The 15,605-nt window shown below is 64.5% G+C and carries 15 protein-coding genes; 10 read left to right on the forward strand and 5 right to left on the reverse strand.

Translation table 11 applies throughout. The annotated features are described in order from the left end of the window. Positions 1-5: 5 nt before the first annotated feature. Complete coding sequence (gene miaA, locus AC1RRJ_RS02280; RefSeq protein ID WP_493120091.1) at positions 6-980, reverse strand: tRNA (adenosine(37)-N6)-dimethylallyltransferase MiaA; 975 nt, start codon at positions 978-980, stop codon at positions 6-8. Here miaA and serB point away from each other — a divergent pair. From serB to AC1RRJ_RS02325, 9 genes are all read left to right on the forward strand, one after another. Next, positions 979-1,863 carry a phosphoserine phosphatase SerB gene (serB, locus tag AC1RRJ_RS02285; protein WP_493120092.1) on the forward strand — a complete coding sequence of 295 codons (885 nt, stop codon included), beginning with the start codon at positions 979-981 and terminating at the stop codon, positions 1,861-1,863. The two genes, miaA and serB, sit on opposite strands and share 2 nt — an antisense overlap. Positions 1,864-2,101: 238 nt before the next feature. Next, the gene (locus AC1RRJ_RS02290; RefSeq protein WP_493120093.1) at positions 2,102-2,506 is read left to right on the forward strand and encodes a YunG family protein; all 405 of its coding nucleotides are present in this window, start codon (positions 2,102-2,104) and stop codon (positions 2,504-2,506) included. A 163-nt stretch (positions 2,507-2,669) separates the two neighbouring features. After that, on the forward strand, positions 2,670-4,703 hold the full coding sequence (locus AC1RRJ_RS02295; RefSeq protein WP_493120094.1) for a transglycosylase domain-containing protein: 2,034 nt from the start codon (positions 2,670-2,672) through the stop codon (positions 4,701-4,703). A gap of 112 nt (positions 4,704-4,815) precedes the next feature. After that, a complete protein-coding gene (gene ybeY / locus AC1RRJ_RS02300) occupies positions 4,816-5,313 on the forward strand; it encodes an rRNA maturation RNase YbeY (protein ID WP_493120095.1) in 498 nt (165 codons plus the stop codon). A 30-nt stretch (positions 5,314-5,343) separates the two neighbouring features. Then, positions 5,344-6,285 (forward strand): hemolysin family protein, encoded by a 942-nt coding sequence (locus tag AC1RRJ_RS02305; protein WP_493120096.1) that lies wholly within the window; start codon positions 5,344-5,346, stop codon positions 6,283-6,285. A 53-nt stretch (positions 6,286-6,338) separates the two neighbouring features. After that, positions 6,339-7,496 (forward strand): glycosyltransferase family 4 protein, encoded by a 1,158-nt coding sequence (locus AC1RRJ_RS02310; RefSeq protein WP_493120097.1) that lies wholly within the window; start codon positions 6,339-6,341, stop codon positions 7,494-7,496. 7 nt (positions 7,497-7,503) lie between these two features. Then, positions 7,504-8,823, forward strand: coding sequence for a replication-associated recombination protein A (locus AC1RRJ_RS02315; protein WP_493120098.1), 1,320 nt, complete (start codon positions 7,504-7,506; stop codon positions 8,821-8,823). An 18-nt stretch (positions 8,824-8,841) separates the two neighbouring features. Next, positions 8,842-9,195, forward strand: a complete 354-nt coding sequence (locus AC1RRJ_RS02320) for an MmcQ/YjbR family DNA-binding protein (RefSeq protein ID WP_493120684.1) — start codon at positions 8,842-8,844, stop codon at positions 9,193-9,195. Then, positions 9,179-10,546, forward strand: a complete 1,368-nt coding sequence (locus tag AC1RRJ_RS02325; protein ID WP_493120100.1) for a serine hydrolase domain-containing protein — start codon at positions 9,179-9,181, stop codon at positions 10,544-10,546. Before AC1RRJ_RS02320 ends, AC1RRJ_RS02325 begins: the two co-directional genes overlap by 17 nt. Here the strand turns inward: AC1RRJ_RS02325 and AC1RRJ_RS02330 are convergent. The 4 genes from AC1RRJ_RS02330 to AC1RRJ_RS02345 form a co-directional block, all read right to left on the reverse strand. Further along, a complete protein-coding gene (locus AC1RRJ_RS02330) occupies positions 10,543-10,953 on the reverse strand; it encodes a GFA family protein (protein WP_493120101.1) in 411 nt (136 codons plus the stop codon). The two genes, AC1RRJ_RS02325 and AC1RRJ_RS02330, sit on opposite strands and share 4 nt — an antisense overlap. 69 nt (positions 10,954-11,022) lie before the next feature. Further along, on the reverse strand, positions 11,023-13,320 hold the full coding sequence (gene ptsP, locus AC1RRJ_RS02335) for a phosphoenolpyruvate--protein phosphotransferase (protein ID WP_493120103.1): 2,298 nt from the start codon (positions 13,318-13,320) through the stop codon (positions 11,023-11,025). A 90-nt stretch (positions 13,321-13,410) separates the two neighbouring features. Continuing rightward, entirely contained in the window at positions 13,411-14,157 is a 747-nt protein-coding gene (locus AC1RRJ_RS02340) for a hypothetical protein (RefSeq protein ID WP_493120104.1), read from the reverse strand. Between the two features lie 32 nt (positions 14,158-14,189). Continuing rightward, positions 14,190-15,194: an NAD(P)H-dependent flavin oxidoreductase gene (locus AC1RRJ_RS02345; protein WP_493120105.1), complete on the reverse strand. Its 1,005-nt coding sequence runs from the start codon at positions 15,192-15,194 to the stop codon at positions 14,190-14,192. A gap of 189 nt (positions 15,195-15,383) precedes the next feature. Here AC1RRJ_RS02345 and AC1RRJ_RS02350 point away from each other — a divergent pair, with 189 nt between their 5' ends. After that, positions 15,384-15,554 (forward strand): YezD family protein, encoded by a 171-nt coding sequence (locus tag AC1RRJ_RS02350; RefSeq protein ID WP_493120106.1) that lies wholly within the window; start codon positions 15,384-15,386, stop codon positions 15,552-15,554. The last annotated feature ends 51 nt before the right edge of the window (positions 15,555-15,605 follow it).

Below are 15,605 nucleotides of genomic sequence, written 5' to 3' on the forward strand. Positions count from 1 at the left end.
TGATTCTATCTTGTCAACAGGCTATCGCGTAATATTATTGCTAATTCATCGACATTATCGATTGATAGTGACTCTTTGTGACGTGGCCATTCGGCGGGGAGCTGGTTGCGAAACCACGTATATTGGCGCTTCAGATACTGACGTGTCGCGGCTTGAGCGAGGCCCAGCGCTTCGGCGCGGTCGATCTCACCCGAAAGATAGCGCGCGATCTGCGGCACACCGATGGCGCGCATAGCGGGCAGATCGGGGTTGAGGCCGCGTGCGAGCAGCGCTGCCGCTTCCTCGATTGCGCCGCGTTCGAACATCGTGACCAGCCGCCGATCGCAGCGGTCGCGCAGCCAGTCGCGCGGTGGCAGCAGGATCATCGGCGCGACGGTGATGGCGCCCGCGATCCCGCCTTCGCGCGCTTGCTGCCAGTCGGCGAGCGGGCGGCCGGTCGAGCGGACGACCTCGAGCGCGCGGGCGACGCGGGTGACGTCGGCGGGATGGAGCCGCGCGGCGGCGGCGGGGTCGTGCTGTTCGAGCGCGGCGTGCGCGTCAGCGACCTCCATCGCGCGGATTGCGGTGCGAATCTCGGGATCGATTTCGGGTACCGGCGCGATACCGAAGAGCAAGGTATTGAGATAAAGCCCGGTACCGCCGACGAGGATCGGGAGCGCACCTGTGGCATGCGCCTCGGCGATCGCGGCGGTCGCGTCACTCGCCCAGCGCGCGGCATTACAGGCCTCGGCACCGTCGACGCAGCCGAACAGGCGGTGCGGTATGCCCGCCATCTCCTCCTCGGTGGGGCGTGCCGACAGGATGGCGAGATCGGCATAGACCTGGCTCGCGTCGGAATTGATCACGACCGCATTCGGGACAGTTTGGGCGAGGGCGACCGCCAATGCACTCTTGCCGCTGGCGGTGGGTCCGGCGATAAGCGCAACAGGAGGGCTGGCCTGAGAGGGCTGGGACCGGAAAGATGATGAAGGAGATGCCATGTTCGTCGCAACGCTGATAGCAGCAGGGAAGCTGACGGGCGAGGTGGTCCGCGAAGCAATCGACCGGCTCGACGCGACGGGGCATGATGTCGGCGCGCCGCACTGGCTGGACGAAGGCGATGCCGCCGATATCGTCTTTCACGGTAGCCTCGTCAGCGCCCGCGCCGAATTGGCGAAAATGGACCATGGTGCGCTCGACGTCGTCGTCCAGCCGCTGGGCGACCGCACGAAAAAACTGATCATCGCCGACATGGATTCGACGATGATCACTGTCGAATGCATCGACGAACTTGCCGATTATGCCGGGCTGAAGCCGCAGATCGCGGCGATCACCGAGCGCGCGATGCGCGGCGAACTGGATTTTCGCGCCGCGCTGACCGAGCGTGTCGGGCTGCTCGGCGGGATGGCCGAATCGGTGCTCGCGGAATGTCGGATGGAGCGCGTGCGGCTGACCCGCGGCGCGCGGACACTGGTGCAGACGATGAAGGCGCATGGCGCGCATTCGGTGCTGATCTCGGGCGGCTTCACCGCCTTCGCGCGGCCGGTGGGCGAGGCGATCGGGTTCGACAAGGTGATCGCGAACGAGCTGGAGATTGCGAACGGCAAGCTGACCGGACGCGTGCTGGAGCCGATCGTCGATGCGAGCACCAAGCTGGAGACGCTGAAGGCCGAAGCCGCGGCGCGCGGCCTGCCGCTCGCCGAGACGCTGGCGGTCGGCGACGGCGCGAACGATATTCCGATGATCACCGCGGCGGGGCTGGGGATCGGCTATTATCCGCATCCGGCGGCGGCGGAAGCTTCGGCTGCGGTGGTGCGGCACCATGACCTGTCGGCGCTGCTGTGGGCGCAGGGCTATCCGCGGCGGAGCTGGGTGCTGGGGTAGGGCGAGGGTACGGAAATGACCGCAAGCTGACCGTCACCCCGGACTTGATCCCGGATTCATCTAAGCCGGCGTCGCTCGACCCCGGATCAAATCCGGGGTGACGAAGAGGAAACGGCGGTAAACGACCGTTTGCGCTTGCCTTGCTGCCTGTTCGGAAACGCCAGAAGCCGCCATTGAGCGCGAAGCTGCAAGCGCTGGTTTCCGCGCTGATGAAGAGTAAGGGCATGGGGAGCTGGGTATGATCTCAAGCGGACATAGTTTCATGCTTCGGCTTCGCGAGGCTTTGGAACTGTCATGGGGCAAAGACACCTCTTACATGGCCGCATATCAGCCCGGAATCCCTGCTCTGGGGCAATGTTATCCGACCTGCCGCGTCGTGCAGTATTTCTACCCGAAAACGGAGATCATTAAAGGCACCGTCCAAACTGACGGACAGCGCGACGACGTGCATTTTTGGAATGGATTGCCCTTTGGCGACGACTGGTACCACATTGACATGAGCTGGCAGCAGTTTCCCTCTGGCGCCAAGGTGACCGAGTTTGCCGTGCTTGATCGACACAACCTAAATGATAGCGCTGCGACGGCTACCCGGGTTTCCTTGTTGCTGGAACGGGTTAGAAAGCATCTTGGCGAGTGTGGCTGAGGCGTCGGAGGGTGTCCGCAAAGACATGGTAATGCGCTATAGTCGCCTGTCCGGCTGCTCGCTCAAAACAAACTAGTCATACCGGCTCCATTTCCGGGCAAGCGGCGCGCCCATCAAAGCCATTTGCTTAGGCTGTATTGTGATTGTAATACGCGAACCAAGCATGACCTGGTTCCGCAAACCCCAAACCCCCGACCCGATCCCCGCCGCGATGCCGGGCGCGCCCCTGGGCGACACCGCCGCGGCGCCCGTTCCCGAATCGCGCCGTCGCAAATGGGTTCGCCGCATCGCGCGCGGCTTTGCGGTTTTCTGCGCCGCCTTCATCCTGCTTGTCGGCTGGCTCGCGCTTACCGCGCCCTTGTCGAAGTCGCTCGAACCGATCGCGCCGCCGCAGATCACCTTGCTGGCGTCCAACGGGTCGCCGATCGCGCGCATTGGGGCGATCGTCGATACGCCGGTGAAGGCGAAGGCGCTGCCCAAGCATGTCACCGGTGCGTTTCTCGCGATCGAGGACCGGCGTTTCTACAGCCATTGGGGCATCGATCCGCGTAGCATCGCGCGCGCGGTGTGGAGCAATGTCACCGGCGGGCGGACGCAGGGCGGCAGCACGATTACCCAGCAACTTGCGAAATTCACCTTTCTGACGCCGAAGCGCACGTTGGGGCGCAAGGCACGCGAGGCGCTGATCGCCTTCTGGCTCGAAGCGTGGCTGACCAAGGACGAGATTCTCGAACGCTATCTGTCGAACGCCTATTTCGGCGACAACACCTATGGGCTCCGCGCGGCGTCGATGCATTATTTCTATCGCCAGCCCGAAAAGCTGACCCCGGCGCAGGCGGCGATGCTGGCGGGGTTGGTGCAGGCGCCCTCGCGCCTCGCGCCGACCAAAAACCCCGATCTCGCCGAAAAGCGGATGCGGCTGGTGCTCAATGCGATGGCGGCCACCGGCTATCTTACGGAAGGTGAAGCCAAATCGCTCCGCGCGCCGCGGATCGACGTGCGCAGCCGCAACACCTTGCCCACCGGCACTTATTTTGCGGACTGGGCGCTGCCCGAGGCGCGCAAGCTCAGCGATGTCGGCTATTCGCGCGAAACGATCACCACGACGCTCGACGCACGGTTACAGGGCGTCGCGCGGCGGGTGACTGGCCGCGCGGGGCTGGGCAAGGCGCAGGTCGCGCTCGTGGCGATGCGCCCCAATGGCGAGGTGGTGGCGATGGTCGGCGGGCGCGATTATGCCGCATCGCCCTTCAACCGCGTGACGCAGGCGCGGCGGCAGCCGGGGTCCACCTTTAAACTGTTCGTCTATCTGGCAGCGCTCCGAGACGGCTGGAAGCCCGACGACCGGATCGGCAACGAGGCGATCGAAACCGGATCGTACCGGCCGAAAAATGCCGGGGGCTCCTATTCGCCGTCGCTCACGCTGGAGGATGCCTTCGCTACGTCGAGCAATGTCGCCGCGGTGCGCCTGCTGCGCGAGGTTGGCGACGACAAGGTTATCCGCATGGCGCGCGACCTTGGGGTGACCGCGCCGATGGCCGAGGGAGACCCCAGCCTCGCGCTTGGAACGTCGAGCATGACTTTGCTTGAACTCACCGCCGCTTATGCCGCGGTTGCGGCGAACAGCTATCCGGTCGAGCCGCACGCCTTCAAAACCGCAGAGATGGGCTGGTTCGAAAATCTGTTCTGGGGGCCCGACAGCTTCGGGTCGAAGGAGCATGACGCGATCGAACAGATGCTGCGCGCCGCGGTCAACCGCGGCACCGGCCGCGCTGCGCGGCTTCCGCAGGCGAATTTCGGCAAGACCGGGACCAGCCAGGACAATCGCGACGCGCTGTTCGTCGGCTATGCCAATGGTCTGGTGGTCGGGGTGTGGATCGGCAATGACGATAATTCGCCGCTTCAGGGGGTGTCGGGGGGCGGGCTGCCTGCCCGGATCTGGCGCGATTTCATGGTTGAGGCGCATGGCCAGAAGCAGCAGCGCAGGGCGCCCGCGCCGGCGACCGACCCGCGCGGTCCGGTCCAGCCGCTCGACATCCCCGACATCGGCGCGATCCCGGTTGGCGAAAAGACGCGCGTCGGGATTGAGGGGGGTGATGCGGTGATCACGACCGAGATCGGCGGCAATCGTATCGACTTGCGCCTGCCGATCGACCGGCCTCCGCCCACCGCCGAACCCGCGCCGCCCCCGCCTTAGCGCGGGCTAGGGAATTTTTCCGCTGTCCACGACCCGCGCGCGGCGATAGCGTCGCCGCGATAAACCGTCCCTGTTCCAACGCGCCTGCGCCTTTCTATTTCTGGATCCCAATATGCTGATCGTCGAATCCCATGAAGCCCAGCCCTGGCCCGATGTTGTCGATTGGGAAGTGCGGGCGGCGGAGGCGGTCGCGGCGGCGCTCAAGCTGACGCCCTTTGCCAGCCTCGTCGATGCGGCGCCGATGGTCGAGGTCGCGGTGCGGCTGACCGACGATGCCGAAGTCCAGACGCTCAACCGCGATTTTCGGGGGAAGGACAAGCCGACCAACGTGCTGTCCTTTCCGCAGGTGCAGGCCGATCTGCTCGAAAGCCTGTCGAACAGCGATGACGGCGAAATCTTGCTCGGTGACATCGTGCTTGCGCGCGAAACCTGCGCACGCGAGGCGGAGGAGAAGGGGGTTTCGCTGGCCGATCATGCGACCCATTTGATGGTCCATGGCGCGCTGCATCTGGTCGGTTACGACCATATCGACGATCCCGAAGCATCGGCGATGGAGGCGCTCGAGGTGAAAGCGCTTGCATCGCTGGGCATCGCCAATCCATATGCGTGAGTTGGATTAACTTAGGAAACCCAGACCATCATGCCCGACGACCAGGGATCTTCGACCCGATCGGAAGAGGACAGTAGATCCGGCCTTTGGGCCGGCATTCGGACATTGTTGTTCGGCGGCGCGAACGAGCCCTCGTTGCGCGAGCAGATCGAGGATGTGATCGACGAAGCCGAGGAAGAGGGGCAGGATCGGCGCGGCAGCAGCGTCGTCGGCGATCTCTCGCCGATCGAGCGCAAGATGCTGCGCAATCTTTTGCATTTTGGCGAACAGACGGTCGACGATGTCGCGGTGCCGCGCGCCGACATTATCGCGATTTCCGAAAGCGCGAGCTTTGCCGACATCATCGCGCTGTTCGTCGAGGCTGGGCACAGTCGCCTGCCGGTCTATCGCGAGACGCTCGACGAGGTTGTCGGGATGATCCACGTCAAGGATGTGTTTGCGGTGCTCGCCGAAGGCCGCCCGCCGCCGCCGCTGATCGACCTGCTGCGCCAGCCGCTTTACGTCCCGCAATCGATGGGGGTGCTCGACCTGCTCGCCGACATGCGCGCGCAGCGCACTCACCTGGCGATCGTCATCGACGAATATTCGGGGACCGAGGGGCTGGTGACGATCGAGGATCTGGTCGAGGAAATCGTCGGCGAGATCGAGGACGAGCATGACGATGAGCCGGTGCTGCTGTTCGCGCCGGGCGAAAATGGTTGCTGGGAGGCCGATGCCCGCGCCGAACTCGACGATGTCGGTGAGGAGATCGACCCGCGGCTGGCCGAGATCGAGGAAGATGTCGACACGCTCGGCGGCCTCGCGGCGGTGCTCGCGGGCCATGTGCCCGAGGTCGGCGAAATATTGCTCCATCCGAGCGGCTGGCGCATCGAGGTGACCGAGGCCGACGAACGCCGTGTCCACCGCCTGCGGCTCCACCCGCCGGTGGCAATCGATCTTGAGGCGCCGCTGGAACGCCCTGAAGACTATTGATGGCGATGGCCGATACAATTGCCTTTGCGCCGCGATGGGATTAGCGGGGCGCGATGGACGTTTCGGATCTGCGCATCGCCCTCTTCAGCGGCAACTACAACATGACGGTCGACGGCGCCAACAAGGCGCTGAACCGTCTTGTCGGCTATCTGCTGGAGCAGGGGGCGGCGGTACGGGTCTATTCGCCGACCGTCGCCAACCCCGATTTCGAACCGACCGGCGACCTGGTCAGTGTGCCGTCCTTCGCGATTCCGGGGCGCAGCGAATATCGCATTCCGGTGTCTTTTTCGTCGCGGGTGCGTCAGGATATCGCCGAGTTCGCGCCGAATATCCTCCATATTTCCAGCCCCGATCGCGTGTCACGACAGGCGGCGGCGTGGGCGCGGCGGCGCAAGCTTCCGGTCGCCTGTTCGGTGCACACACGCTTCGAAACCTATTTCCGCTATTATAACCTCTCCTTCGTCGAACCCCTGATGGTCGCCTGGCTGCGCAAGCTGTACCGCAAGTGCGACGCACTGATAGCGCCGTCCGAAAGCTTTGCGCAGGTGCTGCGCGAACAGCGGATGAACTATGACATCGGCATCTGGACCCGCGGCGTCGAGCGCGACATTTTTAACCCCGGCCGGCGCGACATGGCATGGCGCCAGTCGCTGAACATCGCCGACGAGACGCCGGTCATCGCCTTTCTCGGCCGGCTGGTGATGGAAAAGGGGCTCGACGTTTTTGCCGACACCATCGACCAGCTGGAGCGGCGCGGCGTACCGCACGAGGTTGTCGTGATCGGCGAGGGGCCGGCGGGCGAATGGTTCGAATCGCGGCTGCCCAAGGCCAAATTCGTCGGTTTCCAGGGTGGCGAGGATCTCGCGCGCGCGCTGGCGTCGTGCGACATGTTCTTCAATCCGTCGGTGACCGAAACCTTCGGCAATGTGACCCTCGAAGCAATGGCGTGCGGTCTGCCGGTGGTGGCGGCACGCGCGACCGGCAGCGCGAGCATCGTCAAACATGGTATCACCGGCTTTCTGGTGTCGCCAGGTTCGATCGGCAGTTTTGCGGATGATCTGGAGCTTTATTGTCGCGATTGGGCCCTGCGCGCGATGCACGGCGCGGCGGCGCTGCACGAAAGCGGCGCCTATCGATGGGATGTGATCAACAAGTCGGTCGCTGACACCTATTTGCGCCTGATCCGCCAGAAACAGCGGCGCCGGGGCTGAGGCGGTGGTGGCCGGGGACTTGTTCGGCGAAGATGTGCCTGCAGAGGGTGGCGCCGCGACCGGCCCGGTCCCGCTCGCCGAACGATTGCGCCCGCGCACACTGTCCGATGTGGTCGGGCAGGAGCATCTGACTGGCGCGGAGGGGGCGATCGGGCGGATGGTCGCGGCAGGGCAATTGTCGTCGATTATCCTTTGGGGACCGCCGGGAACGGGAAAGACGACGATCGCGCGGCTGCTCGCCGAAGCGGTGGGGATGCGCTTTGCCGCGCTGTCGGCGGTGTTTTCGGGCGTCGCCGACCTGAAAAAGGCGTTCGCCGAGGCCGAGAAGATGGCGACGGCGGGCAAGCGAACCCTGCTTTTCGTGGACGAAATCCACCGCTTTAACCGCGCGCAGCAGGATGGTTTCCTGCCCTATGTTGAACGCGGCACGGTTGTACTGGTCGGCGCGACGACCGAGAATCCGAGCTTTGCGCTCAACGCGGCGTTGCTGTCGCGGGCGCAGGTGCTGGTGCTCCACCGGCTGGACGAAGCTGCGCTTGCGACGCTGGTCGAACGTGCCGAAGCCGAAGTCGGCCGCCGTCTGCCGGTGACCGATGATGCGCGCGGGGCGCTGATCGTGAGCGCCGACGGCGATGGCCGCTTCCTTCTCAATCAGGTCGAGACGCTGTTCGCGGCGATTATCGACACCCCGCTTGATCCCGCCGAGCTGGCGCAATTCCTGCACCGCCGCATGCCCGTCTACGACAAGGATCGCGATGGCCATTATAATCTGATTTCGGCGCTGCATAAGGCGATGCGCGGGTCGGATCCGCAGGCGTCGCTCTATTGGCTCGCTCGGATGCTGGTGGCGGGCGAGGAGCCGCTGTACGTCCTTCGCCGCATTGTCCGGTTCGCGAGCGAGGACATCGGGCTCGCCGACCCGCAGGCGCTGATCCAGTGCCTCGCCGCGAAAGACGCCTATCAATTCCTGGGGTCGCCCGAGGGGGAGCTCGCGATCGTGCAGGCGTGCCTCTATTGCGCGACGGCGCCGAAATCGAACGCGGCCTATGCGGCACAAAAGGCGGCTTGGGCGGCGGCGCGCGAGACCGGATCGCTGGCGCCGCCCGCGAACATCCTCAATGCCCCGACGAAGCTGATGAAGGATCTGGGCTATGGTGCGGGCTATAGCTATGATCATGATGCGCCCGAGGGCTTTTCGGGCGACAATTACTGGCCCGACGAAATGGCCCCGGTCGATTTTTATCGCCCGGTTGATCGCGGCTTCGAAAAGCGGATCGGCGAACGGCTCGCCTGGTGGGACGAGCAGCGCCGCCAGCGCGGAGCATAGGGCAGGAGGGGAGGGGTGATGCCGCCGTCATTCGACGATTGGGACGATGTAGTCGCTTTCGCGTGCGGCCTGCCCGATGTCGAAATGGCGTCCTTCTATGGCATCCCCTGTCCGAAGCTCAACGGCAAGGCGCTGGTGTCGCCGGGGCGCGAGCCCGGCAGCTTTGCCGTGATGTGCAAGCCCGATGAAAAGGAACTTCTGCTTGAAACCGATCCCGAGACCTTTTGGCAGACCGCCCATTATGAAGGCTGGCACGCGTTGCTCGTGCGTTTTGGATCGGCCGACCCCGAACGCGTTGCCGACGTCATCCGCCGCGCCTGGTGGGATCGCGCCAAAAAGCCGCAGCGGCAGGCGTTTGGCGCGCGGCCCTGAGACGCTGCGCCGTCTGACATTGGGCTTCGCGTTCGCTGCGGTTGCGCTGCCCGCGCACGCGGCTGATGCCGATGCCGCGATCAACCGGGCGTGGGCGGCGGGTTATCGCGCCGGCGTCACCTGTTCGGCGCTGTGGAACGGCGCGGGCAAGTCGCTGGCGGATATCGAACGCGACGAACTCACCCATATCTACCCCGAGATCGAGGCCGATGTCCGCGCGCTCAAGGCCCAGATCGACGACAAGGTGAAGCGGGTTAGCGTGCGCTACCGTGACGATATGCCGCCGCGCATTGCAGCGTGGGACAGCCGCGAAGGCTGCGTCACTCTACCGATCGGTGCCACGCTGACGCCAATTGAGGGCTTCTCCGGTCGCGGGCGGGCGAAGCTCGACGACAGATCATGGCCGCTGGGCGACGGGAAAGCCGGAGCGCCGGTTGCGGCATTCGACGCGATCGGTGCGAAGCGCGCGGGTTTCGGCGGGCGCACCAGTTCGCTGTTGATCGTCAAGGACGGACGGATCGGCTTCGAATGGTATCAGCCGGGGCATGGCCCGCACAGCGCGCAGCGGACCTTCTCGGTCGCCAAGTCGATGGCCGCGACGTTGATTGGCCATGCCGTCCAGCGCGGCCAGTTCGATGTGACCGCGCCCGCAGCGATCGCCGATTGGCAGACTCCCGGCGATCCGCGGGCGGCGATCACGACCGAGCAATTGCTGCGCATGGCGAGCGGCCTGACCAGCGATACGGCAGGAAACCGCACCGACGCCATCTATATGGGCGGTGCATCGGTGCGCCAATGGACGGTGCAATGGCCGCTGCTTCATCCGCCGGGAAGCCGCTATCGCTACGCCAACAACGACACTTTGCTCGCGGTGCAGTCTGTCAGAGCAATGCAGCGGAAGGCGCCGGGACAGGCGCTCGACCCCGTCGCCTTTTTCGACAAGATCGGGATGACGCGAACCTTCGCCGAACATGACAAGGATGGCGATTATATCCTGTCGAGCCAGGTATCGACGACCGCGCGCGACCTTGCGCGGCTCGGGCTGCTCTATCAGAATGACGGACTATGGAACGGCGAGCGGCTGCTGCCCGAAAACTGGCGCCGTTTCGTCGCGACGCCCGGCGGGCCGCAGCCCGATGGTCCCTTCGGCTATGGCGCGGGTTTCTGGCTGCTCGACAAATCGGACGGCATTCCCGTGGACGCCTTCGGCGCCTTCGGCAATCGCGGCCAGTATCTGGTCGTCATCCCGTCACGCCGGCTGGTGATCGTTCGTCAGGGCTATGACGATGCCGCCGAACGCCTCGATATTGCGGCGCTCGTGCGGGCAATCGTCGCGGCCGACGCGGGCTAGCCGGGATAGCGCTCGAACGCGGGGAGGTCGTTCAGCTTCTCCATCCAGCCGATGCGTTCGGCGGTCTGAATCTGTGCGCCCGGCGGAATCAGGTCGGGGTCGTCGAGCGTCGCTGACTGGACGTCGATCTTGCCGGGAAAGATGGTCTCATTGGTATAGAAAAGCCCGGTGCCACAGTCGCTGCAGAAATGGCGGCGGCCATGTTCGGACGAGGCATAGATTTTCGGGGTACCGCTGACGTCGAGTGCATCCTGCCCGACGAGCGCCCAGCCGACGAGCGGGGCGCCCGAATGGCGGCGGCAATCCTGACAATTGCATAGCGCATGATGTTCGACCGCGGTCGGCATCGAATAACGAATGGCGCCGCAATGGCATTGGCCGCTGGCGCGGGGACTCGAATCGGTCATCTGGTTTCTCCTCACCTTAATGGGGAGAACATATCATAAACATTGACCCCGACGCAATCGTCCGGACGCTCAGTCGCCGAGATCGACGCCATGCTTGTCCGCCCAGGCTTGATATTGGCCACGCGGGTTGGGCGCAGGCTGGGCGAGGATCGCGGGGATCGCCTCGCGCAGCGCGCCAAGGTCGAGCGAGCGGATCATCGCCTTGACCGGTCCGACGCCGGCCGGGGTGATCGACAGGCGTTCGATGCCGATGCCGAGCAACGCCATCGCCTCCAGGGGCCGGCCACCCATCTCGCCACAGACACCCAGCGCAACCCGCGATCCACCGACCGTTTTCACGACGCGTGAGAGATAGCGCATGACCGTCGGCGAGAGCCAGTCATAGCGTTCGGCAAGCCGCGGGTGCGCCCGGTCGGCGGCGAACAGGAACTGGGTCAGGTCGTTCGTCCCGACCGACAGGAAATCGAGGTGCGGCAGCATCAGGTCGAGCGTTTCGAGAAGTCCCGGCACCTCCAGCATCGCGCCATAGCGGATCGCGATCGGCAGCTTCTTGTTGTGGCTGGCGAGCCAGGCACGCTGTCCGACGAACAGGTTGCGGGCGGCTTCATATTCCCACGGCTCCGAGACCATCGGGAACATGACGTTGAGCGTCCGCCCGGCAGCGGCTTCCATCAAGGCGCGCGCCTGAACCTTCAGCAGCCCTTCGCGTTCGAGCGCGAGGCGCAGCGCGCGCCAGCCCATCGCCGGATTTTCCTCCTGCGCAGTGTCGCCGACATTCATATAGGGCAGGGCCTTGTCGCCGCCGATGTCGACCGTACGGAAAATCACCGGCCGGTCGCCCGCCGCGTCGAGCACGTCGCGATAGAGGCGCTGCTGGCGGTCGCGCGACGGAAGCGTTGCCGATACCAGAAACTGGAATTCGGTGCGGAACAGGCCGATGCCGTTTGCGCCGGTCAGGTCGAGCGCGGCGACATCTTCGCGCAGCCCGGCGTTGATCATCAGCTCGATCGGGACGCCATCCTTGGTGACTGCGGGCAGGTCGCGCAGCGAGGCGAGGTTGGCGCGCCGTTTTTGCGACACTTCCAGCCGGGTCTCGAAGGCATCCTGCACAGCCTGCGTCGGGCGCACATGAAGCGTCCCGGTAGCGGTGTCGATCAGTAGCAGATCGCCTTCGCGGATCGAGGTGCGAACGTCGCGCACGCGGCCGAGCACCGGCACGCCCATCGCGCGTGCGACGATGATGACATGGGCTGTGAGCGAGCCTTCCTCGAGCACTACGCCTTTGAGGCGGCGGCGGTCATATTCAAGCAGTTCGGCGGGGCCGAGGTTGCGGGCGATCAGGATCGAATCCTGACGCAGGCCCATTTGTGCCGCGGTGCCCATCTGGCCCGACACGATGCGGATCAGCCGGTTCGACAGATCCTCCAGGTCATGCATGCGGTCGCGCAGCAGGGCGTCGTCGATCTGGCGCATCCGCATCCGGGTGCGTTGCTGGACGCGCTCGATCGCTGCCTCGGCGGTCAGGCCGCTGTCGATCGCCTCGTTGATCCGGCGCGACCAGCCTTCGTCATAGGCGAACATCTTGTATGTCTCGAGCACCTCGTCATGCTCGCCGCCGACGCCGAATTCGGCCTGGCTGGTCATGCGGTCGATCTGCTCACGCATCTTGTCGAAGGCCGCGTAAACTCTGTGACGCTCGGCTTCGGTATCGTCGGCGACGGTATGTTCGATGGTGATGCGCGGCTGATGGAACACCGCGATTCCGGCGCCCATTCCGTCGACGAGCTTTTGGCCGGTCAGGCGCTGTGCCGACTGGTCCGCCGTCGCGGCGTCGGTGCGTGCGGCGGTGTCGACGAGGTCGGCGTTGGAGATGAGTTCAGACAAGACCATGGCGACGGTCTGCAGCGTCTCAATCTCGATATCAGCATAGCGGCGCGGGTCGCTATGCTGGACGCAGAGCACGCCGACCGCGCGTTCGCGGCGGATGATCGGGACGCCGGCAAAGCTGTGGAACAATTCTTCGCCGGTTTCGGGGCGATAGGAAAAGTCGGGGTGCGATGCGGCTTCGTCGAGGTTCAGCGTCTCGATCTGGTCGGCGATCGTGCCGACCAGCCCTTCACCCAGGCCGAGGCGGGTGACGTGCACCGCCTCCTGCTTCAGTCCGCGCGTGGCATAAAGTTCCAGCGCGCCATCGCGCAGCAGATAGATGGAACAGACTTCGCTGTTCAGGCATTCACCGATGATTCCGACGACCTGATTGAGCTTGCCCTGCGCGTTGGTGCGCGATGCCATGACCTCGTGCAACCGGGTCAAGATGGTGCGGGCCGATTGGGCGGCCGACGAAGGCGGAAGCGGGGCGTTGGTCATTGCAGCCCTGCTAACAGATGCGACGGCCGCGCGCCATTGTTGCGCGCGCGGCCGTCGCCCATCTCTTTTTCGGTCGGATGACGCGGCGCGTCAGTTGCTGTTTGTCGTAGTCGCCGGGACGACGCTCATCGTGCCCGGAGCATTGGTCGGACCAACCGGGTTCATGGGCGCCGGTGCGCTCATGATCGGTGGGGGCGGGGCATATTTTGCATCCCACGCAACGGCATCGGACTGATATTTGGCATAGGCCTCGTAAAAGTCGAGGAAGGGCTGGTTGAGCCGGGCGAGATGCATCGGCGCCTGTTCGATGACCTGCGCGGCCGGCGTACTCGCGACCAATTGCGCGACCTCATTAGCGCGCGGGCAGAAATCGCGCTGGGCTGGCGGCTGGGCGAAATAGTTGAACAGCTGCGTCGACAATTTGTCGCGCGCCGCGGTGCCGTTGGTGCGCATTTCCTTGCCAAGCTGCGAGATGACATTTTTCTCGGTCGACCGGATGGTCTTGCCATGGGTCTTGATGATATTGTTGTAGGCCGAAACCAGCGTTGCTTCCTCGGGCCCGCGGCAACCGATCGCCGCGACGTTCAGCGCGATTTTCATCTGCCAGAAGGCGCGGTCACCAGTGACATTGCTGTTCGCCGTCACAAAGCGACCGTCGATACCGCGTGCGGGCAGGATTTGCGTTACTGCGGCATTGCCCGGCGGCATCGGCCGCGGCGGGATGACGATCGCGACCGGTGGCAAGACGGGCGGCGGTGGCGGTGCGACCGGCTTGGGTGCGCAGGCGGCGACGCTCGCGAGCAAACCGGCGACGATGATCTTACGCGACAAATTCATGATATTCTCCCCAGCCGTAACGTCTTGCGGCTTCAACCCCGAGCATGCAACGCCGCAGCGGCCTGTTGCACCAGCGATGCGATGATTGCTGCGACGCTCTCTTCTTCCGATACCATGCCGACAGATTGCCCTGCCATTAACGATCCGTTTTCGACGTCGCCGTCGATCACCGCGCGGCGCAGCGCGCCAGCCCAATAATGTTCGATTTCCAACTGTGCGGCGGCCATGTCAACCTCTCCGCTGTCGAGCATGTTGGCGACCTCGCGCTGCTTGACGGTGAACGCCTCTGTCCCCGCATTTTTGAGCGCGCGGACGGGAATGACGGGCAGGCGCGGGTCGATCTGGACGCTCGCGACAGCTTCGCGCGCCGAGGCACGCATGAAGGCCTTTTTGAAGTTCGGGTGTGCGATGCTTTCGGTCGCACAGACGAAGCGGGTGCCAAGCTGGACGCCCGATGCGCCCATTTCGAGATAGGCGGCGATCGCCTCGCCGCGGCCGATGCCGCCGGCGACGAAGATGGGAACCTCTTCCGCCAGCGTCGGCAATATTTCCTGCGCCAGCACGCTGGTCGAGACGGGGCCGATATGGCCGCCGGCCTCCATCCCCTCGATCACCAGCGCGTCGACGCCCGAGCGCACCAGCTTTTTGCCCATCGCCAGCGTTGGCGCAAAGCAGATAACCTTCGCACCCGATTCCTTGATCGCCTCGAGGCTGCCCTTGGGCGGCAGGCCGCCCGCGAGGACGACATGGCCAACGCCATGCTTGGCACAGACGTCGATCAGGTCGAACAATTGCGGGTGCATGGTGATCAGGTTGACGCCGAAATTGCGCGTAGCGAGCGCCTTGGTCGCGGCAATTTCTGCATCGAGCTGCTCGGGGTTCATCGCGCCGCACGCGATGACGCCAAAGCCGCCGGCATTGCTGATCGCGCTGACGAGGTTGCGTTCGGAAACCCAGCTCATCGCACCGCAAAGAATAGCGTAGTCGCTGCCCAGCAGGTCGGTGCCGCGCGCCATCAGTTGTTGAATTTTATCCATCTCCGCGCCTTTGCCAGCACTGGGACTCGCGCGCAATCCCTGGCGTCCGCAATGGGCGATTTGCAGCGGGACCCGGGAAAACGACTGGGCGCGCGAACCCAACCTTTCGGCGCAGAAAGCAAATCAATCATTGTCAACTAAAACAGTTGGCATATGCTTGTGGGCGAATCCAAGAGGGAAAGGGAATTTATGTCACAGCCGATTAATGCGGCTCAAAGCGAACGCGAAAGCGTTCCGCTTGCCGTGCAAACCGTGCTCGATGCACTCGAAAAGCTGCGCTTTGGCGCGATCCAGCTGACCGTCCATGAGGGGCGGCTGGTGCAGGTCGATGTCACCGAACGCCATCGCTACCCCAACTAAACCGAGCTCCCGACGGGGGACGCGTCCCCCGGCCTTACCGCAGACCGGACA

The sequence above is a fragment of the Sphingopyxis sp. GW821-FHT12C06 genome, from assembly GCF_058807415.1.

Excerpts from the sequence above, each read along its gene's own strand:
- AC1RRJ_RS02345 (WP_493120105.1), bottom strand. The coding sequence starts at position 15,194 with ATGGATAAAATTCAACAACTGATGGCGCGCGGCACCGACCTGCTGGGC.
- ptsP (WP_493120103.1), bottom strand. The coding sequence starts at position 13,320 with ATGACCAACGCCCCGCTTCCGCCTTCGTCGGCCGCCCAATCGGCCCGC.
- AC1RRJ_RS02310 (WP_493120097.1), top strand. The coding sequence starts at position 6,339 with ATGGACGTTTCGGATCTGCGCATCGCCCTCTTCAGCGGCAACTACAAC.
- AC1RRJ_RS02350 (WP_493120106.1), top strand. The coding sequence starts at position 15,384 with ATGTCACAGCCGATTAATGCGGCTCAAAGCGAACGCGAAAGCGTTCCG.
- ybeY (WP_493120095.1), top strand. The coding sequence starts at position 4,816 with ATGCTGATCGTCGAATCCCATGAAGCCCAGCCCTGGCCCGATGTTGTC.
- AC1RRJ_RS02320 (WP_493120684.1), top strand. The coding sequence starts at position 8,842 with ATGCCGCCGTCATTCGACGATTGGGACGATGTAGTCGCTTTCGCGTGC.
- AC1RRJ_RS02295 (WP_493120094.1), top strand. The coding sequence starts at position 2,670 with ATGACCTGGTTCCGCAAACCCCAAACCCCCGACCCGATCCCCGCCGCG.
- serB (WP_493120092.1), top strand. The coding sequence starts at position 979 with ATGTTCGTCGCAACGCTGATAGCAGCAGGGAAGCTGACGGGCGAGGTG.
- miaA (WP_493120091.1), bottom strand. The coding sequence starts at position 980 with ATGGCATCTCCTTCATCATCTTTCCGGTCCCAGCCCTCTCAGGCCAGC.
- AC1RRJ_RS02330 (WP_493120101.1), bottom strand. The coding sequence starts at position 10,953 with ATGACCGATTCGAGTCCCCGCGCCAGCGGCCAATGCCATTGCGGCGCC.
- AC1RRJ_RS02305 (WP_493120096.1), top strand. The coding sequence starts at position 5,344 with ATGCCCGACGACCAGGGATCTTCGACCCGATCGGAAGAGGACAGTAGA.
- AC1RRJ_RS02290 (WP_493120093.1), top strand. The coding sequence starts at position 2,102 with ATGATCTCAAGCGGACATAGTTTCATGCTTCGGCTTCGCGAGGCTTTG.
- AC1RRJ_RS02340 (WP_493120104.1), bottom strand. The coding sequence starts at position 14,157 with ATGAATTTGTCGCGTAAGATCATCGTCGCCGGTTTGCTCGCGAGCGTC.